Raw genomic sequence first — 25,344 nt, forward strand, 5'->3', positions numbered from 1 at the left:
GGATCTCCCTGAAGGTTTTATCTCAAGATTTGGGTGCGACCACCGGCAGCATGTCCCGCTCGCTCATGAACGCCTCCAGCCGCGAACGCATCCAGCGCTCCGCCGGATCGGTGTCAACGTGGCTGAGCCAGACCATCGACAAGTCCAGGGTCGGGGTTTCGAACGGGAACGGTTCACAGAACAGATTGCCCCCGGCGGCCATGGCCTGGGCGGTGTAATCCGGCAGGCTGGCGATCATGTCGGTGCCGGCGAGCAGCGCCGGCAATGCGCTGTATTGCGGCACCGAGAGCACCACGTGGCGCTTGCGACCGATTTCCGCCAGCCACTCATCGGCAAACCCGGACACGTTGGCGGTGTGGGACACCAGCACATGGGGCCGTGCGCAATATTCGTCGAGGGTCAGGGGTTTGTCCGAGGCGTCCGCCCGCAGCAGGCACGGGCGGATATGCCGCAATAATTTGCGCTTGGCATTGGCCGGCAGGCCGCGGGTCTGGGTGATGCCGACGGTGATATCCCCGGAACCCAGCAGGTCCGGGATGCGCCAGTAATCCACATGCTGCACCACGAACACCACCTGCGGCGCTTCCTGGCGCAAGGCGCGCAGCAGCGGCGGCAGCAGGCCGAACTCGACGTCATCGGACAGGCCGATGCGAAAGGTCATGGTGCTGATGGACGGGTCGAAATCGTGGGTCAGGCTCAGGGCCGACGACAAGGAGTCGAGGGCCGGCGACAGGTGCTTGATGATTTCCTCGGCCCGCGCGGTAGGTTCCATCCGATGGCCGACACGAATGAACAGCGGGTCATTGAACAACGTACGCAGGCGGTTGAGGGCCGAACTGATGGTGGGTTGCCCGAGAAACAGCTTCTCCGCCACCCGGGTCACGTTGCGTTCGAGCATCAAGGTTTCAAAGACCACCATCAAATTGATGTCGGCCTTGCGTAATTCATTGCGATTCATCGGCGACCGCCCCACTGCCCTGGATAAGTCGCAGTTTAGAAACACCCGGGGCCCTGCGTCTATGCGCACACTGTTCAACACGGGCCTTTGGGACTATAAAGCAGCTTCCAAGGCTTGCGAGAACACCATCGTGCTGGTCATTTCTGCCTTGAGCGTCCTGGTTGCCGGGATTTTGCTCTGGGCCATCAAATTCATCGCTCATCCCACCGCCAGGACACTGTTACGGGTATTTGTCGGTTTGTGCCTGGCGGCAGTCGTGGCTTACCTGGTGCTGGCTTCGGGGTTTCCTACCTCGTTGCTGGTGTGACCGGGCTCCTGCTCCTGCCCCTGACGCAAACGCAAGGCGGCCAACGCGGCCACCACCAGCACCACGGCAATCACTTTCAAGCCATTCGTGGCATTGCCGGTGCTCATCTCGATCGCGCCCATCACCGACGGCCCGACAAACCCGCCGAGCAATCCGCAGGCATTGACGAAGCCCAGCCCGCCCGCCAGCGCCACGCCCTTGAGGCGCGAGGCCGGGTAGAGAAAGATGATCGACTGCACCACAAAGAACATCACCGCCGACACACAAAAGCCCAGCAGGCTGAACACCGGCCCCGACACCGAGGCAATCCCCAGCCCCAACGCCATGGTCAGCAAACCGGTAATCAACAGCCGCCGGGCACGGGTGGGCGTGGTCGCAAAGCGCGGCAGCAACACAGCGCCGGCCGCTGCGGCAATCCACGGCAATGAGGTCAGCAAGCCGACGCTCATGGTGCTCAATTCACCGTATTTGCTGATGATGCTCGGCAGGAAAAAGATCACGGTGTAGATGGTGATCTGATGGCAAAAATACACAAAGATCGCCAGCAGGATCTGCGGTGTCAGCCAGTTCTTCAGGGAATGCCCGCCCTCGCCTGCGCCCTCTTCGGTCTCCATCGCGATGCGCTGCTCAATCCCGCGCGCCTCTGCGGCCGAGAGCCATGGCGCCTTGCTCGGACGGTCCGGCAACTTGCACCACACCACCCAGGCAAACGCGACTGCCGGCAGCCCTTCGAGCAGGAACATCCACTGCCAGCCGTGCCAGCCGAGCAGCCCGTCCATGCGCATCAACGCCGCGCCCACCGGGCCACCGATGATGTTGGCAAAACACACGCCGAGCAGGAAATACCCGGTAGCCCGCGCCCGTTGCTCGCGGTTGAACCAGTAGGTGAGGTACAGCATCACCCCGGGAAACAGGCCGGCTTCGGCAATGCCCAGCAGCAGGCGCAGGATATAGAACGAGGTCTCACCCTGGACGAACGCCATGGCCGCCGAAATCAGGCCCCAGGTCACCATGATCCGGGCGATCCAGAACCGCGCGCCGACCTTGTGCATGATCAGGTTGCTGGGGATTTCCGACAGCGCATAGGTCAGGAAAAACAGCCCGGCGCCCAGGCCATAGGCCGCTGCTGAAATCCCCAGGTCAACGTCCAGGTGGTGCTTGGCCAGGGCGATGTTGGTGCGGTCCAGGAAGCTCAGCACGTAGGCGATGATCAGCAAGGGCATCAGCTTGACGAACATCAGTTTGTTCAACTCCCGTGGTTCACGGGCGGTGTTGGCAGTCTTCATCGGGCAATTCCTCTTGGCGCCCCGCCAGCGCAACGGCTGGGGGACGCATCGGTGTTGTTCTAGGGTTCGAGTTGCGCAACCAGCGCCGGCGGGCGATGGGAAAACAGTTGCAGCAGCGCCCCGCCCAGGGCACAGCCGGCCATCACGAAGAAGCACACCGTGTAGCCGTGCAAGGTGGTCCAGCCGCCGCCCATGGCAATCAGGCTGCCCATCAGCACCGGCGCCAGGCCGCCACCGATAAACATCGCGGTGGTGATGATGCCGTTGGCGGTGGAGGTCGCCGACGGCTCGGCCGAGTCGCAGGCCACCGCGTAGTAGATCGGCCACACCGCGTTGGCCACCAGGCCGAACAGCAGTTGCACGACGATGATCAGGGTCAGGGTGTTGGCGAAGTAGAACGCACCGACACTGGCGGCCATCCACACCCCGCAGATGATCAGGGTGACGCGCCGGCCAATGATGTCCGACAGCGACGGCCACACCAGTTGCCCGAGAATCCCGGTCAAGGTGAACACCACGCTCATCCCCGCCGACTCGGCCAGGGACAACCCGGCAATGTTGTACAGGTAGGCCGGCAGCACGATGTTGACGCCCATGTACACGACTTGGGTCAGCATCGTATTACCCGCCGTCAGGGCGATATTGCGGTTGCGCAACGTGGCGATAAACGTGCGCCAGGCGTGGCCCTTCACTTGGCTGGCCGGTGCGTTGTCCGGCGGGGTCATGCCCTTGGCGGCGATGTCGACGTACAGCGCGGTGATGCGTTCGGCGGTGGAATAGCGCGCCCAGAAAATCATCAGCGGCAACGCCACCACGAACGCGAAGAAGAACACGTAGCGCCAGTTGTCTTCACCGAAGGTGCTGATGACAAAGCTGGCGACGATGCCACTGAGCATGGCGCCGATCGGGTAACCGGTGTGGTGCGCGCCAAGGGCAAAACCACGACGCTCCACCGGCCACCATTCGGCGGTGTTGCTCACGCCCACCGGCTCGCCCCAGCCTGCGCCGAGGTTGACGCCGACCCGCAGCGCGATAAAGGTCGCGAGGTTGCCGCTCAGGGCCTTGAACCCGGAGAGGAACGAAATAGCCGTGTAGCCCAGCACCAGCGGCACCTGGAACCGCGCACGTTTCCAGCCACCGCCGTAGCGGTCACTCCACATCGAGCCGGGAATATCCAGCAGGGCCAGGGCCAGCATGATCACCGTGGCCATGGTGCCCCACTGGTCGGCCGACAAATCGAAATGCTTGGAGATGGTCGGCCCCAGGCGCAGCACGATCTCACGGTCGTAGGCGTTGAGGATCCAGATCATCCAGCACACCAGCAGCGACACCCAGGAGTGCCGGTGAATACTGCGCAGCGAGGCTTTTTTCAAGGTTGCCATGGGTTTCTCCAGGCGCGCGAGGGCGCGCACTGACACAAGGTTGCGAAAGGAAAGTGCCTTGTTGAAAAAAACGCGCTAGCTGGCGAACCGTCGCTCGGCTATTCCTTGCACGCCCAGCCCGGTGATCGCAAAAAGCGCCCCGCGCTGCTGACCGTCGGCCGGGAAACGCGGCAACGGTGGCTTGGCCATGGAGGTGACAAACAGGGTGTCCAGGTTCGGCCCGCCAAAGGTCAGGCTGGTGACCTTTTTCACCGGCATCTGGATGATCCGGTCGACCTCGCCGTCGGGTGTGTAGCGCACCAGTTTTCCGGCGTAGACCAGCGCCTGCCACAGGCAGCCTTCGGCATCCACGGTGCAGCCGTCGGCAGCGCCACCGCCGCTGGTATCGACCTTGGCGAAGGTGCGTCGATTGCTCACCGCGCCGCTGGCTGGGTCGTAGTCATAGGCCCAGATCTCGCCGGACCAGGTGTCGCAAAAGTAAAACGTATCGCCCGCCGGGCTCCAGCACGGGCCGTTGGACACGATGATGCCTTCGTCCAGGGTGTGCAGGCTCAGGTCCGCGTCGAGGCGGTAGAGTTTGGCGCTGGCGCTGTCTTCGAGGGTGTCCATGGAGCCGAAGACAAAGCGCCCCTGGCGGTCAACCTTGCCGTCGTTGAGGCGGTTGTTGGGCAGTGCGGGTTCCGGGTCGACCACCAGGGCCAGTTCGCCGCTGTTGAGGTCGAGGAGGTGCACACCGTTTTGCAGGGCGACGATGGCTTGCTCGCCGCTATGGCGCAGGGCCATGGAGCCGATTTTCTGGCCCACATCCCAGGCGCGCAGTTCGCGGCCATCCTCGGTGCAGCGCAGGATCCGGCCGTCGGCGCTGTCGATCCAGTACAACCGTTGTTGTTCGACGTCCCACACCGGGCCTTCGCCCAGGGTGGTCTTCACGTCCACAAGCACTTCGATACGCATGGTGTTATCCCCTTTTTTGTTGTTGTGCGGGATGGGCATGGCCGCGCCGTGACGCGGCCGGTTTGTCACTTAGAAATTGACCTGGTCGCGCCCCTTGAGCCCGAGGATTTCCCGCGCTTCATCCGGCGTGGCGACCTGATGGCCGAGGGCTTCGATCACTGTGCGAATGCGCCGTACCTGGTCGGCGTTGGACGCGGCCAGTTTGCCCGGGCCATCCCACAGCGAATCCTCCAGGCCGACCCGGGCGTTGCTGCCCATGGACAGGCCCATGGTGGCCAGCGGAATTTGCCCACGGCCGGCGCCGAGGATCGACCACACGTAGTCGTCGCCAAACAGGCGGTCGGCGGTGCGGCGCATATGGGCCAGGTCTTCCGGGTGCCCGCCGATGCCGCCGCGCAAACCGAATACCGACTGGATAAACAACGGTGGTTTCAGCAGGCCGCGCTCCAGGAAATGGGCGGCGGTGTACAGGTGGCCGATGTCGTAGCACTCGATTTCAAAACGGGTGCGGTTCTCGGCGCAGGAATTGAGGATGTGGGTAATGTCGCGGAAGGTATTGCGAAAGATCCGGTCGTCGCTTTCTTCCAGGTACGGACGCTCCCAGTCATGCTTGAACTCGGTAAAGCGGTTGAGCATTTCGTACAGGCCGAAGTTCATCGAGCCCATGTTCAGCGAGGCCAGTTCCGGCTTGAACTGCATCACCGGTTGCAGGCGCTCTTCGACGCCCATGGTCGGTGCGCCGCCGGTGGTGATGTTGATCACCACGTCGCTGGCGGCCTTGATCTGCGGCAGGAATTCGGCGAACAGCGCGGGGTCCTGGCTGGGACGGCCATCGATGGGATCACGGGCATGCAGGTGGACAATGGCGGCGCCGGCTTCGGCGGCACCGATGGCGGCGTCGGCAATTTCCTGCGCGGTGATCGGCAAATGCGGCGACATCGACGGCGTATGGATGGCACCAGTGACGGCGCAGGTGATGATCACAGGACGATTTTTGGACATGAGGATTCTCCGACTTTTATTCTTATGAAAAAAATCCCGGGTGTAACTTGTGTGTTCTTCCCTGGCTTAACGCTGACGCGGCCTACAGGTACTCGACGTTACCGTCGACACTGATCGCCTGGCCGGTGACATTGCGGGCGGCAGGCGAGCAGAGAAACAAGGCCATGGCCGCGACGTCTTCGGCGGTGACCATGCGCTTGAGGGAGATCTTGTTCAGGTATTCCTGGCGCATCTCGGCTTCCGGCACACCGACCTGTTCGGCACGGGCGCGGATCACGCCGTCCATGCGCGGGCCTTCAACGATGCCGGGCAGCAAGGCGTTGACGCGGATGTCGCTTTCACCCAGCTCCGAGGCCAGGGATTTCATCAGGCCGACGATGGCCCATTTGGTCGCCGCATATGGCGTGCGCCAGGCGTAGCCGAGGCGCCCGGCGACCGAGGCGATATGCAGCAGATGGCCGTGGGACGACTCCTTGAGCATCGGCACCGCGTGGTGGGCAAAGCGGTATTGCGCCGTCAGGTTGATATTGATCGTGGCTTGCCACTCGGCATCGCTGATGGCGTCGATGCCGCCGGTGGGCCCGGCAATCCCGGCGTTGTTGACCAGTACATCCAGCCCGCCGAATTGCTCGCGCTGCACCTGGAACACCGCCTCGATCTGCGCGGCATCGCTCACGTCGGCACGGGTGGCGACAGTGCCCGGGTACTTGTCGCGAAACGCCGCCAGGGCCGCTTCGCTGACATCACACACATGCACCTTGGCACCCGCCTCCAGATAGGCCGCCGCCAACACTTCACCGATGCCGGCAGCCCCGCCGGAAATCAACACACGTAACCCAGGATAAGGCTGCAGCCGCTGTAGGACACTCATGCACGTTTACCTCCTGAAACAGACGACCGCGAACGGTCGTTCTTGACGAGCAGGCGCGCCAGGGAATCGGCGGCCTGCATGATGTCATCGGTCACGGCCGCGCGGGCACCGGCGCCATCGCGGGCGGCCAGGGCTTCGACGATGCGCGTATGCGCCTCCATCGAGCGTTGCAAGTGAGCTTTATCGGGGGCGACCAGGGCAAAACACGGGCCCATGTGCAGCCAGAAGTTTTCCACGGCGGCCATGGTCAATTCGGCCTGGGCGACGGCATAGATCCGACGGTGAAAGGCGAAGTTGGTCCACAGGTAGCGGGAAACGTCGACTTCGTCGGCGGCCTGTTGCATCTGTTGGCAGAGGTCGGAGATTTCGTCGAGGTCGGCTTTTTCCAGGAGCAACACGGCCTTTTCTGCCAGCAAACCTTCCAGGGCGACCCGCGCATCGCGGATTTCCCGCAGGCGTTCGACCGTCATCATGCGTACCCGCAGACGGGAGGTTTCAGTGACTTCAAAGGCGTTTTCGGCGCTGAGGCGCTGGAGGGCTTCGCGCACCGGCATGGGGCTGGAGCCGAGGGCTTCGGCGAGGCCGCGGATGGTGAGTTTCTGGCCGGGCTGGAAACGACCACTCATCAAGGCTTCGCGGATCTGGCGATAGACCTGGTCTTGCAAAGTATCGCGGGACACCTGGCGCAAGGTGGGAAGGAGAAGCGGGCCATCTGTCATGAGTCAAAACCTGTGTTGTCGTTCTTATGGCTCCAATATGTGATCACAAATCAAATATGTCAAATAGTTTCCCGTTGACGGTATGGCTTCAGGCGCCGTTTCCTGCATAAATCGGCGACCTATGGCGAGCGGGGTACCGGCGACACCACCCTCTGCTTCGCAGCGCATGAGTTGGGCGAGATAAATTTCAAGGGCGGCATGTGGAGGCGCAAAGCTTGTTTCTTATGTGCGGTGTCCGGATGGCACGCTGGGGGAGTTGTGTACGCCGATTCAGTGAATCGTAATGTGGCGAGGGAGCTTGCTCCCGCTGGACCGGGCTGGCGCTCCAGTGCGAAGCGCTCCCAAAAATCTTGGGGCCGCTGCGCAACCCAGCGGGAGCAAGCTCCCTCGCCACAGCAAGCTCTCTCGCCACAATGAAATGCCTGCATCAGGGCTTGAGCGGGCGCTCCTGGTCACGCTCGGACAGCTCGGTGCCATCGTCCGGATGCTTCCAGGTCTGCGGCTTTTCTTCCTCGCGAAGCTTCCTCGCCCGCTCCTGCTCCAACTCTTCGCGCTGATTCTGTTCGTTGCTCATACCCACCTCCCATCCGTAAGAATTGGACACACTGGGCAAGCATAGATGAGGGAGCGGTTTTGTGTGCATCCGGCAATTGATAACCACGGCGCATCAATACATGTAAACAACTCACTTATCATTTCCAAATGTGTCAGCCACTATCCGCGGTCTTAAGCGAAACAAGCACTTTAAAAAGAACGCTGGAGACACAAGAAAATGCAAAACCCTTCACGGCCTGACTCTGCCCGCTCCAAAGTCGGCGCGGTCTTTCGCGTCACCTCCGGCAACTTTCTCGAACAGTTCGACTTCTTTCTGTTCGGTTTCTATGCCACCTATATCGCCGCCGCCTTCTTCCCTGCCGCTAATGAATTTGCGTCATTAATGATGACCTTCGCCGTGTTCGGCGCGGGCTTTTTGATGCGTCCGCTGGGGGCTATCATTCTCGGCGCGTACATCGATGATGTGGGCCGTCGCAAAGGTTTGATCGTGACCCTGGCGATCATGGCCAGTGGCACCCTGCTGATCGTGCTGGTGCCCGGCTATCACACCATTGGTTTGTGGGCACCGCTGCTGGTGCTGATGGGCCGGCTGTTGCAAGGTTTCTCGGCCGGTGCCGAACTGGGCGGCGTGTCGGTGTACCTGGCCGAAATGGCCACCCCGGGCCGCAAGGGTTTCTATACCAGCTGGCAATCGGGTAGCCAGCAGATCTCCATCGTGGTCGCGGCCGCCCTGGGTTATGGCCTGAACCAGTGGATGGAACCAGCCGTGGTTGCCGATTGGGGCTGGCGCATTCCGTTCGCCATCGGCTGCGTGATCATCCCGTTCATCTTCGTCCTGCGCCGCAACCTGCAGGAAACCGAAGAGTTCGCCAACCGCAAGCATCGCCCGACCATGCGCGAAGTGCTGGCCACCCTGGTGAAGAACTGGACCATCGTGATCGGCGGCATGATGATGGTGGCGATGACCACCACGGCCTTCTACCTGATCACCGTGTACGCACCCACCTTCGGCAAAACCGTACTCAACCTGACCACCGCCGACGCCCTGCTGGTGACCTTGCTGGTGGCCGTGTCGAACTTCATCTGGCTGCCCATCGGTGGCACCCTCAGTGACCGTTTTGGCCGCAAGCCGGTGCTGATCGCCATGACTGCTTTGACCGTGCTGACCGCTTACCCGGCACTTTCCTACGTGGTCAATGCGCCAAGCTTCGCGCACATGCTGGAAACCCTGCTGTGGTTCTCCTTCCTCTACGGCATGTACAACGGTGCCATGATCCCGGCCCTGACCGAGATCATGCCGGTGGAAGTGCGTGTGGCGGGCTTCTCCCTGGCCTATAGCCTGGCGACCGCGATCTTCGGCGGTTTTACCCCGGCGATTTCCACCTGGTTCATCCACGAGACGGGCGACAAGGCATCGCCCGCCTACTGGCTGATGTTCGCCGCGCTGTGCGCCCTGTGCGCGACGTTCGCGCTGTATCGCCGCGCCAGCGCCCGTCTGCAAGTTGCCTGAGGAGTCGCACTGATGAACCCCATGCTGAAAACACTGGCGGTACTGGCGATCGGTTCCCTGGCGATGGTCGCCCACGCCGAAGAGCTGAAAGTCATGACCTCCGGCGGCTTCACCGCTGCCTACAAGGTGCTGGGTGCGCAATACGCCACCCAGAGCGGCGACACCCTCGACACCATCCTCGGCCCGTCGATGGGCAAGGCGCCGGAAGCGATTCCCAACCGCCTGGCCCGTGGCGAACACGCCGACGTGGTGATCATGGTCGGCTACGCCCTGGACGAGCTGATCAAGCAAGGCAAGGTCGACAAAGCGTCCCGGGTTGAACTGGCGGACTCGCGCATCGGCCTGGTGGTCAAGGAAGGCGCGGCCAAGCCCTCGATTGCCACCGATGCCGAACTGAAGACGGTACTGACCAACGCCAAATCCGTCGCGTACTCGGACAGCGCCAGCGGCGTCTACGTCGAAAAGGAACTGTTCAAGAAGCTCGGCATGCCGTCCAAGGGCACCATGATCGAACGCATCCCGGTGGCCTCCCAGGTGGCCAAGGGTGACTACGAAGTGGGCTTGCAGCAGGTGTCCGAACTGCTGCCGATTCCAGGCGTGACCTACGTCGGAAAAATCCCTGAAGACGTGCAGTCCGTCACCCGTTTTGCCGCCGGCATTCCGGTGAACGCCGAACACCCCGAGCAGGCGAAAAAGCTTCTGCAATTCCTCGCCTCGCCCCAGGCGCAACCGGTGGTGCAATCCACCGGGCTGGATTCGGTCTCACATTGACCGGAACGGCATCTCCCGCGTCAACCGCTCCAGTTCCAGTGCCGCCGGCGTCAACGTACGCCCGCGGCGCTTGATCAACCCCACATTGCGCACCACCTCCGGCTCCACCAGCGGCACGCTCGTCAGAATCGGATGTTCGCCGCCCGGCATCGCAATCGACGGCACCATCGCCACCCCAAGCCCCGCCTCCACCAGCCCGATCATGGTCGTCACGTGATGAGTTTCGCAGATGCTTGGCTTCTTCACCCGCACGCCGCGCAGGGCCTGGTCCAGCAGGAAGCGGTTGCCTGAGGTCTTGTCCACGGTGATGTAGTCGTGCTCGTACGCCTCGGCCCACGTCACACTGGCGCGGTCCGCCAGCGGATGCTCCCGGCGACAGGCCAGTACATAACGCTCCTGCAACAGCAGCTCGAACTCCACCCCGTCTGCCAGGCTGCCGCTGAAACTCACGCCGAAATCCGCCTCGCCACTTTCCACCGCCGCACACACCTCGCCCGCACTGGCGTCCAAGACCCGCAAGCGAATCTTCGGATAGAGCTTGTGGAATTCGGAGATCACGTGGGGCATGAAGTAGTACGCGGTGGACGGCACACAGGCGATGGTGACATTGCCCATACGGGTCGAGGCGACGTTGCTGATGCCCATCAGGGCGATGTCCAGGTCATCGAGCATGCGCTCGACTTGCGGCAGGAACGCGCGGCCGACCATGGTCAGGCTGACCCGGCGCGTGGTGCGTTCGAAGAGTTTGACGTCGAGGGCGGATTCGAGCTTCTCGATACGCCGGCTGAGGGCCGGCTGGGAGATACGGATGGCTTCGGCCGCCGCACGGAAACTGCCCTTGTCTACGACGGCGCGGAAGGCTTGGAGGTCGTTGAGGTCGAAGTTGATGATCACGGGGGCAGCCATTGGTTGAGCAGATGTGGCGGGTATTATCGTATGGGGGCTGGCGGGATGCTATTGGGGCGGCCCAGATACTCGGGATCAGCCATAGCCCCTACAAAAAATATGCGGTCATACATATCAGACGAGAATTTACGTGGGCGAGAAACGGAGCTTCCGAAAAGCGTCAATACTGACAGCCTCAAATCCCGTTCTCACTCTTTAGGCCCACTATGGAAAAGTCTTTGACGATGGATCACCCCATCAGTATTTGCACGAAACAGGCAGCACGCTGGTCCGCTCAGGAGACACCAGCGACTCACACTGGTCAGTTACCGCTTGCAACACGCCCATCGTTGAGTAGGATTAAATCCTACCCAACAAAAGCGGACGCTACCATGCGCTCAACCCAGCAAATGAGCATCACCTTGCCGATTGAGATGGCCGCACTCGTCAAAGCCAAAGTGAGCAATGGCGAATATGCCAGTGAAAGTGAAGTCATACGCGACGGGCTGCGAATCTTGCTGGCACGTGACCGCGCAATGGAAAACTGGCTTCGAGATCAAGTGATTCCGGCAGCCGTCGCCCTCAAGGCCGATCCAGACAGTGCGCTGTCTGCCGCCCAGGTCCGCGAACACATGGCAGCCAAACGCCAACAGAAAGGCAACCGTAAGTCGTGACCTACACGGTAGCTTTTTCACCCAAGGCAGTAACGCAACTCGAAGAACTAGAAGACTACATCAGCCAGGCCGGCTCACCCGTCGTCGCTGCGCGCTATGTAGATGCCATTATCACTTACTGCGAAAACCTGTCCCTGTTTCCACTGCGTGGCATCAGCCGTGAAGACTTGTTACCCACTCTGCGTACCACTCACTATCGGCACACCACCATCATCGCTTTTACAGTAGATGCCGACACTGAAACGGTATCGATTCTAGGGGTGTTCTACGGCGGGCGAGGTTACGCAGCGCTCTTGCAGGACGAGGACAACGATTAACTTCAGTTCCAATCGTTCTATTCACGAATAGCTACCGGTAACTCAATCAATGGATAAAACAATAAAAAGGACTTTCTGCCCCGCACCTCTCTACCGCGCGTTTCAACCGGGATTGTGGCTTGTGGGGTCACTCTGCCTTGCGGCTTTGGGCTTCTTCGCCTGGCAAAGCTTCTACCCGGTCAGCGCCGCCAATGACTGGCATGTTCAAGTCATCCACCGCGACGTAGCAAAGGCCGCATCACTGATGCCCATGCTCGACGGCTCACTGATGGTGAGCCAGGAATTGAGCGATGGGCTTGGCAGTATCGTGCGCATCTTGCCCGACGGAAAACGCGAACTGGTGGTAGGCAATCTATCCAAGCCCGATGGGATGGTTGCCACTCAGGGCGGCTGGGTGTTCAGCCAGGAAGTGGATGGAGCGCCTGTCAGCTTCCTCAAGGACGGTGTCGTCACCGAGCTGTTCAAGGGAGACAGCGTGCAAGGGCTGTGGGACGACGGCGAGTTCCTCTACGCCATCGAAGACCGCAAGGTAGCTGCCCGGATCCTGCGCTATCGCTGGAGCGACAAGACCTTGAGCGTCGTGCGTGACCAACTCAGCGAAGGCGAGTCGATCGTTCGCTGTACCGATGGGCGCATGCTCTACACGGAAAAGAAGAAGGGTGTGGTCCGCGAATTAACCGAGGACGGTAGCGATCCAGTGGTACTGAGCCAATTGAACAAACCCACCTTCCTGATGTGCGATGAACGCGGGTTATGGATCAACGAGGATTCCACCCACCGCGCGCGTTTGTTGCTGATCGACAAGCAAGGACGTCAGCAGACGATCCTGTCTTTCCTGAAGGCGCCACAGTCGATTGTGCGTACGACGAAGGGAACGTACCTCGTGGCCGAAGGTGGCCGTGACCGTATCCTGGAACTGGTGCCATCCGTGGCACGAGTAGACCCCGTTACAGCTGAAACCGCGCCACCGCCTCATTGAGCGACACGGCCAAGCGCGCCAGCTCTTGGCTCGACCCGTTGATCTGCCCCGCTCCGGAGGATGATTGCGCAGACAGGTCACGAATGTTGACGATGTTGCGATCCACTTCCTTGGCCACTTGCGCCTGCTCCTCGGCGGCGCTGGCGATGACCAGGTTGCGCTGGTGAATCTGGTCGATGGAGTCGGTGATCTGGCTCAAGGCTCCACCGGCGCCTTCGGCCAGGATCAAGGTTTCGCTGGCCCGCTGGGTGCTCGATTGCATTGAGGTCAGTGCCTCGCTGGAGCCACTGCGCATAGCGGTGACCATCTGGTCGATTTCCAGGGTCGATTGCTGGGTGCGATGGGCCAGCGCACGCACTTCGTCGGCCACCACGGCAAAGCCACGCCCGGACTCACCGGCACGCGCCGCCTCGATGGCGGCGTTCAGGGCCAACAGGTTGGTCTGCTCGGCGATGGAGCGAATCACATCGAGCACCTTGCCGATGTCCCGCGATTGATCGGCGAGGTTTTGCACCAGGCTCGAGGTTTCACCGATGTTGGTACTCAACGCCTGAATCGCGCTGACCGTCTCGCCGACGCGCTGCTGGCCATCGCGGGCCGTTTCATTGGAGAGCCGGGTGGATTCGGAAGTGGAGACTGCATTACGTGCCACCTCATCGGCGGCCGAAGTCATCTCGTTGACCGCGGTGGCGGCTTGCTCGATTTCAGCGGTCTGCTTTTGCAGGCTGCGGCTGCTCTGGTCGGTGATGCCGTTGAGGTCGGTGGCCGATGCGGCCATCTGCCCGGCCGACTTGCGAATCAGCTGCAAGGTACTGCGCAGGCTGCCTTGCATGGTCTGCAACGCCACCAGCAGGCGCGTCACTTCGTCATCGCCGGTCACTTCAACGGTTTGCGTCAGGTCGCCTTGGGCGACGTTTTCTGCGGCGCGCACCGCGTGGCTCAGCGGACCAACGATGCTGCGCGTCAGCAACCAGGCCAGGGCCACGGTGCTCAACGCCGCCAGCAGCACGAAGCCGAAGACCATCGTGCGCGAGCGGCTGTACTGCAACTCGGCCGTCTGGCCCTGCAGGTTTATCTGGGCGTTGTAATAGTCGGCCAGGGCATTGAGCTGATTGCCGGAACCGTCGACCACGGTCTTCATGTCCACCAGCAGCAACTTGTTCAGCTCGGCGGTCTGCTGCTTGTCGGCAAGGATGAATGACTGAGTGAGACCTTGCTGATACTGACGCAGGGAGACCTGGAACTGATCATAAAGATTGCGTACCTCGGGGGTATCAATCACCGCATTCAGGTCGGCCAGTTTCTTCGTCAGATCCTGGCTGCGGGTGTCCATCTGGCTACGGTATTGCGAGAGGCTCGCGGGATTGGGATCAAGGGCCATGCGTAGGGAAATGGTGCGGATACGCAGCATGATTTCGCGAATGTCCGAGACCAGGCGCATCTTCGGCACCAGGCCACTTTCAACCTGCACGGCGCTTTCGCGGATGCTTGCCATGTTCGAGAGCGCAAAGAACCCCAACAGCGCCACGAGCAAGGCAATCAAGGCAAAACCGAGACCCGCACGGCGGGCGATGGACAGGCTGCGGAGCGACATGGCGATTGTTCTCATTATGGGCATACGACATCGTATGACAGAGTTTCGGCCAGTCAGGGCGGGACTTTAGGGGTGTCGACCAGAAGTTAAGAGATATAAATTATCGACGTAAAAGGCCCACGGGGCGGACGCGCCTTGAATGTATTTCCAAGGCAGTCCGGGGCGCTTTATTCAGCGGGTTACATCGACCACGCCTGCGCACTTGCAAAAAACGCCTGAGCATTACTGTCCAGCGTTTCCAGGTGATACCCGCCCTCCTGCACGATCACACACGGCACCCCCAATCCACGAATGCACTCCCCCAGCCGCGCAAATCCTTCCCGCGTCACCGCCACTTTGCTTTGCGGATCCAGCTCGTAGATATCGAACCCCAGCGACAACACCAGCACGTCCGCCGAGAAGTCCTTCACTGCCTTCAATGCCAGGTCCAGCTTTTGGAAAAACACCGCCTCACTCGCGCCATGCGCCATCGGCAGGTTGAGGTTGAAGCCTTCACCCGCAGCAGCGCCGCGCTCTTCAGCAAAGCCTGCAACACCCGGATAGAAGTTGGTCGGGTCGCCGTGAATCGACACGTACAGCACGTCATCACGCTCGTAGAAAATCTCCTGGATGCCTTGCCCATGGTGCATGTCGGTGTCGAGTACGGCGACGCGCTCGAAGCCCGCGCGCAACGCCTGCGCCGCAACCGCCGCGTTGTTGATATAGCAGAACCCACCGGCTGCATCAAAACGCGCGTGGTGGCCTGGCGGGCGGCACAGCGCGTAGGCCGCGGGTGCGCCGTCGAGGATGTCCCGGGCGGCAGCGACGGCGCTTTGGGCGGACCAATAGGCCGAGCGCCAGGTGAGTTCGCCAATCGGGCAACTGCCGTCGGCGAGGTAGCGCGCCGCCTGGGCAAGGATGCCGCGCAGGGCGTTGGGCTCGCGCACGAAGATGTTGGACATGACTTCGTCGCCCCAGTCTTCGGGGATTTCTTTCCAGCGCTGGTGGGCTTCCTGGAGGAAGGCCAGGTAGGCCGCACCGTGCACAGCCAGCAGTGGATCAAGGCCCTGGTCGTGGGGTTGCTGGATGTCGAAGCCCAGGTTTTGCGCGGCCAGCAGCAGATTGCGGGCGCGCTCCGGGACTTCCTGCGGGGTACGCATCTGGCCACGGGAGTAGTAGCTGCGAGGATGGTGCAAGAGTTGTTCGGGGTGGAAATAAGTACGCATGGGATTTCTCCTGATGGGCACACATCTGCGGTTGAACACCGGACCTGTAGGAGCTGGCTTGCCTGCGATTGCGGTGGCTCAGATACAAATTTGTTGCCTGAACCACCGCTATCGCAGGCAAGCCAGCTCCTACATTTTGATCGTGTTCAACCTTGCAGAAATGTTTCGTTAATTAGCCTGGCCGGCACGTTTCAACACGGCATTGAGCAATACATCGGTGCCCTGGCGAACATCCTCGGGCAGCACATCTTCGGCTTCGTTATGACTCAAGCCGCCCACACACGGGATAAAGACCATCGCCGTCGGGCAGAACCGCGCCAGGTGGATGGCGTCATGGCCAGCACCGCTGACGATGGATTGCTGGGCATAGCCCAACGCATCCACGGCGGACTGCACACAGGCGACACACTCGGCATTAAACGGTGTCGCCGGGCTGATCCAGTGCGGGCTGACGGTGACGCTCAGACCACGTTGGGCGGCGATGTCCTGCAAGCGGGTACGCACCTGTTGCTCCATGGCCTCGATGTCGGCGTCGCGGTGATGGCGCAGGTCGACGGTAAAACTCAGCAAGCCGGGAATGGTGTTGCGCGACGACTTGGCGATGCTCAATTCACCCACGGTCGTGAGGCCCTCAGGCGCAAAATCAGCCGCCAGGTTTTCCAGTGACTGGATCATCTGCGCGGCGCCGTACAAGGCGTCCTTGCGCAGTGGCATCGGCGTGGTCCCGGCGTGGGCGGCCATGCCTTCCACGCGCACGTCGAGCCAGCGAATCGCCTGCCCACCGGTGACCACGCCAATGCTCTTGGCGTTGTCTTCCAGAATAGGACCTTGCTCGATGTGCGCTTCAAAATACGCATCCACCGCGCCACCCAAGGGGCGCTCGCCGTTGTAGCCGGTGCTGCGCAACGCATCCGCCACGCTGACACCGGCGACATCCCGGGTGGCCAGCGCGTTATCCAACGCCAAGGTGCCAGTGAACACCGCCGAGCCGAGCATGGCCGGGGTAAACCGGGCGCCCTCCTCGTTGGTCCATACCGCGATTTCCAGTGGTTTGCGGGTCTTGATGCCGTGGTCGTCGAGGCTGCGGATCACTTCCAGTCCGGCCAGCACACCATAGACGCCATCAAAGCGCCCGCCTTCCGGCTGGGTGTCGAGGTGGCTGCCCATCATTACCGGGGCCGCTTCATTGTCCGTGCCGGCGCGGCGGGCGAACAGGTTGCCGATGGCGTCGACGCTCAGGGTCAGCCCGGCATCTTCACACCAGCGGCTGAACAGTGCGCGGCCGGCCTGGTCTTCGGCGCTCAACGCCAGGCGGCAACTGCCACCGCGGGCCGTGGCGCCGATTTCGGCCATGGCCATCAGGCTGGCCCACAGGCGCTCGCCATTAATCTTCAACATACACATTCTCCAATCAAACGCTTCAAGCCATTTCAAGACGGTGGGCGGTGGCGTGACGCCGGGACAACGCAAGTACGCACACCAGCGAAACCGCCGCGATCGCGCTGTAGAACACAGCCATCGGCCACCACTGGCCCTGGTATTCATGGGCCAGCCAGGTCCCGATCAATGGCGTGAGGCCACCGGCAAGCGCGCCGCACACTTGGTAGGCCAAGGAGATGGCGGTGTAGCGCACGCGGGTTTCGAACAAGCCGCTGACGAAGCCGGCGATCACCGCATAAAACGAGGCCATGCACACCACGGCCAGGGCGATGCCGAGGATGATCAATGGCGCCTGGCCGCTGCTGACAAGCACGAACATCGGATAAGGCGAGGCCATCGCAAGCACGCTCATCGCACACAGAAAGCGTGTGGCACCGACCTTCTCCGCCACCCAGGCCGCCAGCGGCTGGACACAGAACTGGATGATGGCCACGACAAACAGGCATTCCAGAATCAACGAGCGCGGCAGGTTAAGTTGCTGGGTGGTGTAGGCAATCATGAAGGTGTTGGTGAAATACACCCCGGCAATCCCCAGGGTGTTGGCACCGATGCACAGCAGCAGCGGGCGCCAGGCCGTTTTCAGCACTTCGATCACCGGGGCCTGATCCTGGGTGATGGCCCGGGCCTTTTCTGCCTTGGCTTTGTCTTCCAGGAACTCAGGCGATTCGTTGACGCCCAGGCGGATTGCCAGACCGACGATCAACAACAAGGCACTGGCCAGGAACGGCACGCGCCAGCCCCAACTGAGCAGGTCGGCCTCCGGCAAACGGGTTACCGCACTGAAGGCCAGCAACGACAGGATCAAACCCGCCGGGCTGCCCAACTGTGCAAAGGAGGCAAAGAAATTGCGACGGCCTTTGGGTGCATGTTCGCCGGCCATCAGCACCGCCCCGCCCCACTCGCCGCCAACCGCAATGCCCTGCACGATGCGCAGCAGCACCAGCAACACCGGCGCCGCGACGCCGATCTGCGCGTAGGTCGGCAACAGGCCGATACATACGGTGACCACGCCCATCATCACCAAGGTGATCACCAGGGATTTCTTGCGACCGATACGGTCACCGATATGCCCAAACACTATCCCGCCCAATGGCCGGGCGAAAAAGCCCACGGCAAAGGTGCCGAACGCGGCCATGGTGCTGAACAGTTTGTCGTCGGAAGGGAAGAACAATTGACCGAACACCAGCGCGGCGGCGGTGGCGTAAATGTAAAAGTCGTACCACTCGATCATGGTGCCGATGAAAGCGGCGGCCGCGGCACGGCGCGGCTGCGGCGAAGCGGAAGGCTTCATGGGGCTGGCTCCTTTGGTTATTTTTTTGGCAGGAGAAAGGACTGGCGCACGCGCTCTGATGGCGCTGGTTGAGGGTGATTTTTCGTCTCGGCCCTATGATTAGTCAATTTTCTATTTATTATTCCGATTATAAATCCTGCTTATTATCGAGCTGTCGACATGCCTGAAAACCGCCGCGATGTTCATCCGCTGCTCAATGACCGCCTGGACTGGAACCTGTTGCGCACCTTCAGGGTGATCGGCCAGGAGTTAAGCATCAGTCGCGCCGCCGCCCGCCTGCACCTCACCCAGCCGGCCATCAGCCAGGCGCTCAAGCGCCTGGAAGAACAGCTCGACTGCCAGTTGATCGCCCGGCGCGGCCCGCGCTTCGTGCTGACCGAAGCCGGCGAGCAGATTTTCGCGATCGCCGGCGAGATGTATGGCCAGGTCTCGCAGATGAGCAACGCCCTGCAAAAGCCTGGCGACGAGGTGCTTGGCAAAGTGCGGTTGCTGATGATCAGCCGGATCAGTTCGGACACCTTTGATGACTTCCTGGCGGACTTCCATCGCCAGCATCCCCGGGTCGACCTGGACGTTGAGGTGATGCGCAGCTCTGACATCGTCGCCGCCCTGCTGGAGAAAACCGCGACGCTGGGCCTGAGCCTCAATCGCCGGCCGCAACCACGGCTGGAGCAGCATCTGTTCCTGCGTCAGCGTTATGCATTTTTTTGCGGGCGGCATCACCCGTTGTTCGGACGCACCGGGCTGGCGGAGGGAGATTTGCAGTCGGAGAACTTCGTGAGTTTCACCAGCGACCAGATCGGCGGAATGCTCTCGCCGTTGACGATCTTTCGCGACCAGCAGGGCTTCAGCGGGCGCATCGTGGCGTCGTCCTCCAGCCTGGAGGAAGTGCGGCGCCTGGTGATTGCCGGGTTTGGCCTGGGCTGCCTGCCGATTCATGTGGTGGCCGAGGATGTGAAGCATGGGTTGCTCTGGCGCTTGCCGCCAGACGAAGGGATTACCGACGTGGATATCCACCTGCTGTGGAACCGTGAGCAGAAGATGAGCCGGGCGGAGACGGTGTTTATCGAAAGCCTGTCGGCACGGTTGGCCGCAGAATAAATGGCGTGATATGCAAGTCACTTGGCGGCCTCTTGCTAGTGTATGAGAGAGGCCGGTCGACCATCATTCGTTCACAGGTTACTCCCGCAGTCTCAAACGAAGAGGTGTTCGAATGTCCAGGATATGGTTTATCACCGGCAGTTCCCGCGGCCTTGGCCGCTCGATTACCGTCGCCGCCCTGCGCGCCGGTGATCGTGTGGTTGCCACCGCGCGCAATCCCAAGCAGTTGGATGACCTGGTGGCCGAGTACGGCGAGGCGATTTATCCGGTCGCGCTGGACGTGACCAATAACCAGCAGGTGCTGGAAGCGGTGGATGCCGCGGTGAAACATTTTGGTCGCCTGGATGTGGTGGTCAATAACGCCGGCTACGGTGATCTGGCTTCGGTGGAAGATGTGACGCTGGAGGATTTTTCCGCGCAGATCGACACCAACTTCTATGGTGTGGTGCACGTGAGCAAGGCGGTGGTGCCGGTACTGCGCGCCCAGGGCCGTGGGCATATCTTCCAGGTATCGTCGTTGGGTGGCCGCATCGGCATGGCCGGCCTGGCCGCGTATCAGAGTGCGAAATGGGCAGTCGGTGGATTTTCCACAGTACTGGCACAGGAAGTCACGCCACTGGGCATCCAGGTGACCGTGCTGGAGCCGGGCGGCATGCGCACAGACTGGTCAGGCAGTTCCATGACGATTCCGGCCATCAGTGAGCCCTACCAACAAACGGTCGGCGCCCTGGTTGAATTGCTCAACTCCCCCGGCATCCTGCCGACGGGTCCGGACCGGGTTGCCGAAATCGTGCTGGAGCTGGCACTGAACAAAGACGCCCCGCTACGCTTGCTGATCGGCAGCGATGCCGTGCAATACGCCGCCCGGGCAGCGGCAGACTTGGCCGAGTCGGATAAGAAGTGGCATGACCTCAGCGTGTCAGCCTCGGATTAATCTCACGCTTTTGAAAAAGGTGCCGCATGCCTGACGTGACCCAACCCCGTTTCAACATACCGGATGTGTTCTGGCTGGCGCTGCAGAGCGTCGGGCTGGAGCCGTCGGTGGTGTTGCGTCAGGCACGCTTGCCCATGACCCTGCATATCCGCGAGCGGCGAGACCGGCGACAGGTGACGACGCTGGAATTCTTTCGCTTGTGGGAGGCGGTGCGCACACTTAATCCTGATCCGGCTGTCGGGATATTACTGGTGACGCGGCTGGATATCACCGCGCTTCCACCCTCCAGCTTTGCCGCTTTTATCGCCCGGGATTATCGCGATGGCCTGCACCGCCTCGCCCGCTTCAAGCAATTGTGCACACCCGAGCGCCTGCAGGTTTGCGAGGATGGCCGTACCTGTACGGTGACCATCGACTGGTTGCACACGCCAGAATTACCGCCTGCGCTGCTGGTGGATGCGGCGTTTGCGACGTTTGTTGAATTGGGGCGACGGGGAGCACGGACGCAGATCACTCCCCTGCAGGTCGAACTGGTTCGCCCGGACGATGGCAGCCGTGCACTGGCCGAGTTTTTCGGTTGCTCCGTGCGTTTTGGTGCCGGGCGCAACGCGCTGATACTGGACGCCGCCGATCTGGACCGACCTTTTCCGGGGTACAACCCGCAAATGCTCGAAATGCTGAACCCGGGCCTGGTGGCAGCGCTTGCCGAGGCCTCGACACCGGCCAGCATCAGCCATCAGGTCAAGATCACCCTCAAGCGCTTCCTGGCCAGTGGCCGACCCGAGATGGTCGAGGTAGCGCGGGAGCTGGGCATGAGCGAACGCACGTTGCAACGGCGTATTACCGAGGCCGGCACCAGTTTCAGGCAACTGATGCTGGAAACCCGCCAGGAAGTGGTGCGGCATCTGCTCACCGAGCCGTCAATTGAGATAGACGAGATCGCGTGCCTGGTGGGCTATGAGGATACCAACTCGTTTTATCGTGCGTTTCGTTCCTGGGAGGGGACGACGCCGGCTCGGTGGCGGGCGTTGCAGACGCCCTTATCGTCTCCTTGAAGCTATGCCGACAAAGCCTTCTCGGCACTGCGCGCCATGATCTGCAAATCCTCGAACGGGTTTCTGCCAATCAACATGAACGCATGGGACGGGCTGGACCAAAACACCACGTTCATGCCCCGGCGCTGTTCGGTGGCCATGGCCACCGCACCTTTTTTCGCCGCCGTAATGCACAGCGCCAGCGGGCCGTGGCGCGCGTCGAGGTAGGTCAGTTGGCCGATCAGTACGCCGTCATAATCGAGGATTTGTGCGCGGCGAAATTCGGCGCCAGGCAGGTGTACTGCACCCGGGTTCAACGGCAGGCCGAGCTGGGTCCCGACCGAACTCAGTTGGGCGATGAGCGAGTCGGGATCGGCGCTGAGGTTTTCCAGGGTCTGGGGCGTATACAGCGCCATGTATTCGGCAACCGAGGCACGCCAGCCCGAACCGGGCTCAGGCCGTGGCCAGGTCATGAACAATCGATCAGCGACCACACCGGCCACCGCAAAGCTTGCTGCTACCGCGAGAAATTTGCGTCGACTCAGGGTGGGTGTTTGTGCCGGCGGCAACGCATCGAGCATCACCTGCAAACGCTCGGCAGGGGCTTGATCGAGAACCGAATCGAAGGCTGATTTGAACGGCAAGTGGCCGCGCTTGAGCAGCTCCAAGCGGGCCGTCACGGCAGGATCGATCCCCTGCAGGTTATCGATAACCTGACGCTGCTGAGGGTCTAACTCACCGTCCAGGTAAGCCACCAGCAGTTCATCCGACGGTGGTGTATTTTGAGTCATCGTCGTTCTCCGCTCGATTTATCCAACAAGCCGCTTGAGTGCGCAGTTTCAGCCAGCTTCATGCGTGCAGCGGCCAACCGGCTCATCACCGTTCCTACGGGAATATGCAGGACTTCGGCAATTTCCTTGTATGAGAGGCCTTCGACGTAGGCCAGAAAAACAGTCTCCCGCTGCGCTTCGGGTAATGCATTGACGCGCTTGATCACCTGCGCGGCCAGGACCTGGTCCTGAGCCAGGGCTTCACCATCGAACGACAACGCCTGCTCGGCGTCGACAAACCCCTGCCCTTGCCGTACTCGCTGGGCGCGCAATTCGTTAAGCCAGATCGAATGCATGATCGTCAGCAACCAGCGGTCCAGCCGCGTACCAGCCACGAACTGGCCTGCACGCTCCAACGCCCGCACGCAGGTGGCTTGCACCAGGTCATCAGCCACATGCTTTTGTCGCGACAGCACCAGCCCGTATCGCCATAAACGTGGCAACAGCTGGCTCAACTCTCGGCGCAACTCAGCGTCTGTGGTGATGGCAATCTCCCGACTGTTCGCTCACAGCTTCAAGCCTGAGGCGCGGCGGCGATGGCTTCAGCCAGGTCTTCGTACTCTTCGCAGGTGGTGCTGCACAACGCCTTGATCTTCACCAGTTGCTCCTGGGCCAGGTCCACACGGCCCTTGATGACGTAGGCCTCCCCCAGGTATTCACGGACTTGTGCGTAGTTGGGGTCCAGTGCCACGGACTTCAGGTAGTAGCTGATGCCTTCATCGGTGCGCCCCAGTTTGCGGGTGGCGTAGCCGCGGTAGTTCAGGGCCTTGGCGGTGTTCGGGTTGTGCAGGGTGTCGAGCAGTGACAGGGCTTCTTCGTAACGCCCGTCCTTGGCCAGGCGGTAGGCGTAGTCGGTGCGGTCGGCGTCCGACGTGGCCTTGCTGGTTTGCAGCACGCACTTGCCAGTCTTGGTATCCCAGACCTGGCCTTTGGGGCAGTTGGGCTTGGGCGGCGCCGATTCGTCACCGGAGGCATGGGCCTGGCCGGCCAATAGCGCGGCGGCCATACAGGCGCCGAAGAACAAAGCGGTGCGGTAACCAACGGCGTGCTCGGGACGATTCTTCATGGCATTCATGCTCCGTAACGATAGGGAAAGTACAGCAGCAAACTCAGTAGGGAAGATCGCCACGAGGGGCCGGCAGCATGCGGCGCAACGTGCTGTCGCGATGGATGTAGTGATGCCACAGCGCGGCGCAGGCATGCAGCCCGGCGAGTACGATGATCGCCCAGGCGACATTGTTGTGCAGGCCACCCAGGGTGCCTCGCAATTCGTGATCGACCACAAAAGGCGCTGGCACCGGGAACAGTCCGAAAAAGTTGAAGGGCTCGCCCTGGGCCCAGCGGAACAGGAAGCCCAGGGTCACCTGCGTCAGTAACAACAGGTATAGACAGCCGTGGGCGATTTTGGCGGCCACGTTAAGCGCAGGGTGATTGTCGGCCTTTGGGTGATTGCCGCCGAACACACGCCAGAGGATACGTGCAGCGATCAGCACCGCCATGGCGATGCCCAGGGAGATATGGACCGATTGCAGGCCCTTGCGCAGTGGCGTGCCTTTTTCCAGGTTTTCCCAGACGTGGGCGCTGGCGAACATGAAGATCACCAGGGCGGCGGTCAGCCAGTGGAAGGTGCGGGTCAGGCGGTCGTAGCGGTCGGCGGGGATGTTCATGGGCGCTTCCTGGGTGGTCTGTGTGGTGAACACCGCAGTGGAGGGAGTTATTCGGTCGTGAGTGAAAGTTTATGTGAGTACCACCGGATAAAACGCTTTTGAGGCTGGTAGGAAAACACCCAGAAACCAAATTCCTCGCCTGCCACTTCGCGTTTTATCAGACTAACGGCTTATCACCCATCGGATGAACCGCACTTGAAAAAGTCCCACCACGGGACTAGGATCTTTAATGAGAATCGTAGCTGTCAGCCACCTAAAGACCTTTTGGCTAAGACACCCGGATGCAGAGCAATCATTCCTTGCCTGGATTGATGAGGTCAAAAAAGCAGACTGGAAGACTCCAGCTGATATCAAGGCTCAGTTTCGTCACGCCAGCGTTCTCAAAAGCCGCAGGGTCGTGTTCAACATCAGAGGTAACGACTATCGGCTCGTGGTCGCCGTGGCTTATCGCTACGGCGCCCTGTATATCAAATTCGTCGGTACGCATAAGCAATACGACGTCATTGATGCCGATACTGTTGAAATGGAGTAAGCCATGAATATTCGCCCTATCCACACCGAGCAAGACTACCGGGACGCGCTGAAGGCTGTATCGCCATTGTTCGACAACGAGCCGGAACCCGGGACGCCTGAAGGCGACTATCTGGATGTGATGATTACACTCATTGAAGTGTACGAAGCGAAGCACTTCCCGGTGGATTTGCCCAACCCGGTGGATGCCATTCGTTTCAGAATGGAGCAGTCGGGGCTATCGGCGGCTGACCTGGTACCTGCTATTGGCCGACAGAATCGGGTTTATGAGGTCTTGAACGGAAAGCGGGCGCTTACGCTGCCGATGATTTGGAAGCTGCATCAGATGTTTGGAATTCCGGCAGAAAGCCTGATAAAACCGGTAAAGATTGCTTGAGACCAGAAACGAAAAAGCCCCGTAGTTTATTCAACTACGGGGCTTTTTCTATGTAATGGCGGAGAGATAGGGATTCGAACCCTAGGTACCGGTGAAGGTACAACGGATTTCGAATCCGTCCCATTCGGCCACTCTGGCATCTCTCCAACGGCGCGCATCATAACAGCCTGT

Annotated in this window: 28 protein-coding genes, 1 tRNA gene and 2 pseudogenes; 12 read left to right on the forward strand and 19 right to left on the reverse strand. The window is 61.1% G+C overall.

Annotation, left to right across the window (positions count from 1 at the left end; genetic code table 11):
- Positions 1–22 precede the first annotated feature (22 nt).
- A complete protein-coding gene (locus tag HX811_RS13725) occupies positions 23–958 on the reverse strand; it encodes a LysR substrate-binding domain-containing protein (RefSeq protein WP_003211897.1) in 936 nt (311 codons plus the stop codon).
- Between the two features lie 130 nt (positions 959–1,088).
- On the opposite strand from HX811_RS13725, the gene HX811_RS13730 reads away from it, so the two are divergent.
- Positions 1,089–1,265, forward strand: coding sequence for a hypothetical protein (locus HX811_RS13730; RefSeq protein ID WP_162835185.1), 177 nt, complete (start codon positions 1,089–1,091; stop codon positions 1,263–1,265).
- On the opposite strand, the gene HX811_RS13735 is transcribed toward HX811_RS13730, so the two are convergent.
- From HX811_RS13735 to HX811_RS13760, 6 genes are all read right to left on the reverse strand, one after another.
- Entirely contained in the window at positions 1,220–2,551 is a 1,332-nt protein-coding gene (locus HX811_RS13735) for an MFS transporter (RefSeq protein WP_087692587.1), read from the reverse strand. The two genes, HX811_RS13730 and HX811_RS13735, sit on opposite strands and share 46 nt — an antisense overlap.
- A 59-nt stretch (positions 2,552–2,610) precedes the next feature.
- Positions 2,611–3,933: an MFS transporter gene (locus HX811_RS13740; protein ID WP_003211904.1), complete on the reverse strand. Its 1,323-nt coding sequence runs from the start codon at positions 3,931–3,933 to the stop codon at positions 2,611–2,613.
- A gap of 75 nt (positions 3,934–4,008) precedes the next feature.
- On the reverse strand, positions 4,009–4,887 hold the full coding sequence (locus HX811_RS13745; protein ID WP_177046230.1) for an SMP-30/gluconolactonase/LRE family protein: 879 nt from the start codon (positions 4,885–4,887) through the stop codon (positions 4,009–4,011).
- Between the two features lie 69 nt (positions 4,888–4,956).
- Entirely contained in the window at positions 4,957–5,889 is a 933-nt protein-coding gene (locus HX811_RS13750) for a 3-keto-5-aminohexanoate cleavage protein (protein WP_087692589.1), read from the reverse strand.
- Between the two features lie 82 nt (positions 5,890–5,971).
- On the reverse strand, positions 5,972–6,760 hold the full coding sequence (locus tag HX811_RS13755) for an SDR family oxidoreductase (protein WP_087692590.1): 789 nt from the start codon (positions 6,758–6,760) through the stop codon (positions 5,972–5,974).
- Positions 6,757–7,479, reverse strand: coding sequence for a GntR family transcriptional regulator (locus tag HX811_RS13760; RefSeq protein WP_003211913.1), 723 nt, complete (start codon positions 7,477–7,479; stop codon positions 6,757–6,759). The genes HX811_RS13755 and HX811_RS13760 overlap by 4 nt, the downstream gene beginning before the upstream one ends.
- An 81-nt stretch (positions 7,480–7,560) precedes the next feature.
- Here HX811_RS13760 and HX811_RS32005 point away from each other — a divergent pair.
- Positions 7,561–7,756, forward strand: a pseudogene (locus HX811_RS32005) (VOC family protein); the annotation flags it as partial.
- A 150-nt stretch (positions 7,757–7,906) separates the two neighbouring features.
- On the opposite strand, the gene HX811_RS13765 reads toward HX811_RS32005, so the two are convergent.
- Positions 7,907–8,053, reverse strand: coding sequence for a hypothetical protein (locus tag HX811_RS13765; protein ID WP_177046231.1), 147 nt, complete (start codon positions 8,051–8,053; stop codon positions 7,907–7,909).
- A 198-nt stretch (positions 8,054–8,251) separates the two neighbouring features.
- Between HX811_RS13765 and HX811_RS13770 the strand changes: the two genes are divergently transcribed.
- Both HX811_RS13770 and HX811_RS13775 read left to right on the forward strand, forming a co-directional pair.
- Positions 8,252–9,544, forward strand: a complete 1,293-nt coding sequence (locus HX811_RS13770; RefSeq protein ID WP_003211917.1) for an MFS transporter — start codon at positions 8,252–8,254, stop codon at positions 9,542–9,544.
- A 12-nt stretch (positions 9,545–9,556) separates the two neighbouring features.
- Positions 9,557–10,315 carry a substrate-binding domain-containing protein gene (locus HX811_RS13775; protein WP_177046232.1) on the forward strand — a complete coding sequence of 253 codons (759 nt, stop codon included), beginning with the start codon at positions 9,557–9,559 and terminating at the stop codon, positions 10,313–10,315.
- Here the strand turns inward: HX811_RS13775 and HX811_RS13780 are convergent.
- A complete protein-coding gene (locus tag HX811_RS13780; RefSeq protein ID WP_177046233.1) occupies positions 10,307–11,209 on the reverse strand; it encodes a LysR family transcriptional regulator in 903 nt (300 codons plus the stop codon). The genes HX811_RS13775 and HX811_RS13780 overlap by 9 nt on opposite strands.
- Positions 11,210–11,592: 383 nt before the next feature.
- Between HX811_RS13780 and HX811_RS13785 the strand changes: the two genes are divergently transcribed.
- The 3 genes from HX811_RS13785 to HX811_RS13795 all read left to right on the forward strand — a co-directional run bounded on the left by HX811_RS13785 (position 11,593) and on the right by HX811_RS13795 (position 13,170).
- Positions 11,593–11,874, forward strand: a complete 282-nt coding sequence (locus HX811_RS13785; RefSeq protein WP_177046234.1) for a type II toxin-antitoxin system ParD family antitoxin — start codon at positions 11,593–11,595, stop codon at positions 11,872–11,874.
- Positions 11,871–12,191: a type II toxin-antitoxin system RelE/ParE family toxin gene (locus HX811_RS13790; protein ID WP_177046236.1), complete on the forward strand. Its 321-nt coding sequence runs from the start codon at positions 11,871–11,873 to the stop codon at positions 12,189–12,191. The genes HX811_RS13785 and HX811_RS13790 overlap by 4 nt, the downstream gene beginning before the upstream one ends.
- A gap of 145 nt (positions 12,192–12,336) precedes the next feature.
- Entirely contained in the window at positions 12,337–13,170 is an 834-nt protein-coding gene (locus tag HX811_RS13795) for a hypothetical protein (RefSeq protein ID WP_256344432.1), read from the forward strand.
- Here HX811_RS13795 and HX811_RS32230 read toward each other — a convergent pair.
- From HX811_RS32230 to HX811_RS13815, 5 genes and pseudogenes are all read right to left on the reverse strand, one after another.
- The gene (locus HX811_RS32230) at positions 13,139–14,002 is read right to left on the reverse strand and encodes a methyl-accepting chemotaxis protein (RefSeq protein WP_371132429.1); all 864 of its coding nucleotides are present in this window, start codon (positions 14,000–14,002) and stop codon (positions 13,139–13,141) included. The genes HX811_RS13795 and HX811_RS32230 overlap by 32 nt on opposite strands.
- A pseudogene (locus HX811_RS32235) lies at positions 13,997–14,788 on the reverse strand (MCP four helix bundle domain-containing protein); the annotation flags it as partial. The gene HX811_RS32230 and the pseudogene HX811_RS32235, both read right to left, overlap by 6 nt.
- 155 nt (positions 14,789–14,943) lie before the next feature.
- Complete coding sequence (locus tag HX811_RS13805) at positions 14,944–15,969, reverse strand: histone deacetylase family protein (RefSeq protein ID WP_177046238.1); 1,026 nt, start codon at positions 15,967–15,969, stop codon at positions 14,944–14,946.
- Positions 15,970–16,137: 168 nt separating this feature from the next.
- Positions 16,138–17,367 (reverse strand): Zn-dependent hydrolase, encoded by a 1,230-nt coding sequence (locus HX811_RS13810; RefSeq protein WP_177046240.1) that lies wholly within the window; start codon positions 17,365–17,367, stop codon positions 16,138–16,140.
- Positions 17,368–17,389: 22 nt separating this feature from the next.
- The gene (locus HX811_RS13815; RefSeq protein WP_177008917.1) at positions 17,390–18,700 is read right to left on the reverse strand and encodes an MFS transporter; all 1,311 of its coding nucleotides are present in this window, start codon (positions 18,698–18,700) and stop codon (positions 17,390–17,392) included.
- Between the two features lie 159 nt (positions 18,701–18,859).
- On the opposite strand from HX811_RS13815, the gene HX811_RS13820 reads away from it, so the two are divergent.
- From HX811_RS13820 to HX811_RS13830, 3 genes are all read left to right on the forward strand, one after another.
- Entirely contained in the window at positions 18,860–19,801 is a 942-nt protein-coding gene (locus tag HX811_RS13820) for a LysR family transcriptional regulator (RefSeq protein ID WP_003211934.1), read from the forward strand.
- Between the two features lie 112 nt (positions 19,802–19,913).
- Positions 19,914–20,735, forward strand: a complete 822-nt coding sequence (locus tag HX811_RS13825; RefSeq protein ID WP_177046242.1) for an SDR family NAD(P)-dependent oxidoreductase — start codon at positions 19,914–19,916, stop codon at positions 20,733–20,735.
- 26 nt (positions 20,736–20,761) lie between these two features.
- Positions 20,762–21,790 (forward strand): AraC family transcriptional regulator, encoded by a 1,029-nt coding sequence (locus tag HX811_RS13830; protein WP_177046244.1) that lies wholly within the window; start codon positions 20,762–20,764, stop codon positions 21,788–21,790.
- 2 nt (positions 21,791–21,792) lie between these two features.
- Here HX811_RS13830 and HX811_RS13835 read toward each other — a convergent pair whose 3' ends face one another.
- The 4 genes from HX811_RS13835 to HX811_RS13850 are packed head-to-tail and all read right to left on the reverse strand — an operon-like array spanning position 21,793 to position 24,266.
- The gene (locus tag HX811_RS13835; protein WP_177046246.1) at positions 21,793–22,560 is read right to left on the reverse strand and encodes an anti-sigma factor; all 768 of its coding nucleotides are present in this window, start codon (positions 22,558–22,560) and stop codon (positions 21,793–21,795) included.
- A complete protein-coding gene (locus HX811_RS13840) occupies positions 22,557–23,054 on the reverse strand; it encodes an RNA polymerase sigma factor (RefSeq protein ID WP_003211943.1) in 498 nt (165 codons plus the stop codon). The genes HX811_RS13835 and HX811_RS13840 overlap by 4 nt, the downstream gene beginning before the upstream one ends.
- Before the next feature lie 59 nt (positions 23,055–23,113).
- Positions 23,114–23,665: a tetratricopeptide repeat protein gene (locus tag HX811_RS13845; RefSeq protein WP_003211945.1), complete on the reverse strand. Its 552-nt coding sequence runs from the start codon at positions 23,663–23,665 to the stop codon at positions 23,114–23,116.
- Positions 23,666–23,708: 43 nt separating this feature from the next.
- Positions 23,709–24,266, reverse strand: coding sequence for a cytochrome b (locus HX811_RS13850; RefSeq protein WP_177046248.1), 558 nt, complete (start codon positions 24,264–24,266; stop codon positions 23,709–23,711).
- 229 nt (positions 24,267–24,495) lie between these two features.
- On the opposite strand from HX811_RS13850, the gene HX811_RS13855 reads away from it, so the two are divergent.
- Positions 24,496–24,798 (forward strand): type II toxin-antitoxin system HigB family toxin, encoded by a 303-nt coding sequence (locus HX811_RS13855; RefSeq protein ID WP_177046250.1) that lies wholly within the window; start codon positions 24,496–24,498, stop codon positions 24,796–24,798.
- Between the two features lie 3 nt (positions 24,799–24,801).
- Positions 24,802–25,173: a type II toxin-antitoxin system HigA family antitoxin gene (locus HX811_RS13860; RefSeq protein ID WP_063032619.1), complete on the forward strand. Its 372-nt coding sequence runs from the start codon at positions 24,802–24,804 to the stop codon at positions 25,171–25,173.
- A 56-nt stretch (positions 25,174–25,229) separates the two neighbouring features.
- On the opposite strand, the gene HX811_RS13865 is transcribed toward HX811_RS13860, so the two are convergent.
- Positions 25,230–25,319: transfer RNA gene (locus tag HX811_RS13865), tRNA-Ser, on the reverse strand.
- Positions 25,320–25,344 lie beyond the last annotated feature (25 nt).

Origin of the sequence: Pseudomonas sp. F8002 (genome assembly GCF_013385495.1) — a bacterium.
In the GTDB taxonomy this organism is placed as follows: Bacteria; Pseudomonadota; Gammaproteobacteria; order Pseudomonadales; family Pseudomonadaceae; genus Aquipseudomonas.

Bases quoted from the DNA above. Each gene is read 5' to 3' on its own strand.
- HX811_RS13725 (WP_003211897.1), bottom strand. From the start codon at position 958: ATGAATCGCAATGAATTACGCAAGGCCGACATCAATTTGATGGTGGTC.
- HX811_RS13735 (WP_087692587.1), bottom strand. From the start codon at position 2,551: ATGAAGACTGCCAACACCGCCCGTGAACCACGGGAGTTGAACAAACTG.
- HX811_RS13740 (WP_003211904.1), bottom strand. From the start codon at position 3,933: ATGGCAACCTTGAAAAAAGCCTCGCTGCGCAGTATTCACCGGCACTCC.
- HX811_RS13745 (WP_177046230.1), bottom strand. From the start codon at position 4,887: ATGCGTATCGAAGTGCTTGTGGACGTGAAGACCACCCTGGGCGAAGGC.
- HX811_RS13750 (WP_087692589.1), bottom strand. From the start codon at position 5,889: ATGTCCAAAAATCGTCCTGTGATCATCACCTGCGCCGTCACTGGTGCC.
- HX811_RS13755 (WP_087692590.1), bottom strand. From the start codon at position 6,760: ATGAGTGTCCTACAGCGGCTGCAGCCTTATCCTGGGTTACGTGTGTTG.
- HX811_RS13760 (WP_003211913.1), bottom strand. From the start codon at position 7,479: ATGACAGATGGCCCGCTTCTCCTTCCCACCTTGCGCCAGGTGTCCCGC.
- HX811_RS13765 (WP_177046231.1), bottom strand. From the start codon at position 8,053: ATGAGCAACGAACAGAATCAGCGCGAAGAGTTGGAGCAGGAGCGGGCG.
- HX811_RS13770 (WP_003211917.1), top strand. From the start codon at position 8,252: ATGCAAAACCCTTCACGGCCTGACTCTGCCCGCTCCAAAGTCGGCGCG.
- HX811_RS13775 (WP_177046232.1), top strand. From the start codon at position 9,557: ATGAACCCCATGCTGAAAACACTGGCGGTACTGGCGATCGGTTCCCTG.
- HX811_RS13785 (WP_177046234.1), top strand. From the start codon at position 11,593: ATGCGCTCAACCCAGCAAATGAGCATCACCTTGCCGATTGAGATGGCC.
- HX811_RS32230 (WP_371132429.1), bottom strand. From the start codon at position 14,002: ATGCAAGGCAGCCTGCGCAGTACCTTGCAGCTGATTCGCAAGTCGGCC.
- HX811_RS13805 (WP_177046238.1), bottom strand. From the start codon at position 15,969: ATGCGTACTTATTTCCACCCCGAACAACTCTTGCACCATCCTCGCAGC.
- HX811_RS13810 (WP_177046240.1), bottom strand. From the start codon at position 17,367: ATGTTGAAGATTAATGGCGAGCGCCTGTGGGCCAGCCTGATGGCCATG.
- HX811_RS13815 (WP_177008917.1), bottom strand. From the start codon at position 18,700: ATGAAGCCTTCCGCTTCGCCGCAGCCGCGCCGTGCCGCGGCCGCCGCT.
- HX811_RS13820 (WP_003211934.1), top strand. From the start codon at position 18,860: ATGCCTGAAAACCGCCGCGATGTTCATCCGCTGCTCAATGACCGCCTG.
- HX811_RS13825 (WP_177046242.1), top strand. From the start codon at position 19,914: ATGTCCAGGATATGGTTTATCACCGGCAGTTCCCGCGGCCTTGGCCGC.
- HX811_RS13830 (WP_177046244.1), top strand. From the start codon at position 20,762: ATGCCTGACGTGACCCAACCCCGTTTCAACATACCGGATGTGTTCTGG.
- HX811_RS13835 (WP_177046246.1), bottom strand. From the start codon at position 22,560: ATGACTCAAAATACACCACCGTCGGATGAACTGCTGGTGGCTTACCTG.
- HX811_RS13845 (WP_003211945.1), bottom strand. From the start codon at position 23,665: ATGAAGAATCGTCCCGAGCACGCCGTTGGTTACCGCACCGCTTTGTTC.
- HX811_RS13850 (WP_177046248.1), bottom strand. From the start codon at position 24,266: ATGAACATCCCCGCCGACCGCTACGACCGCCTGACCCGCACCTTCCAC.
- HX811_RS13855 (WP_177046250.1), top strand. From the start codon at position 24,496: ATGAGAATCGTAGCTGTCAGCCACCTAAAGACCTTTTGGCTAAGACAC.
- HX811_RS13860 (WP_063032619.1), top strand. From the start codon at position 24,802: ATGAATATTCGCCCTATCCACACCGAGCAAGACTACCGGGACGCGCTG.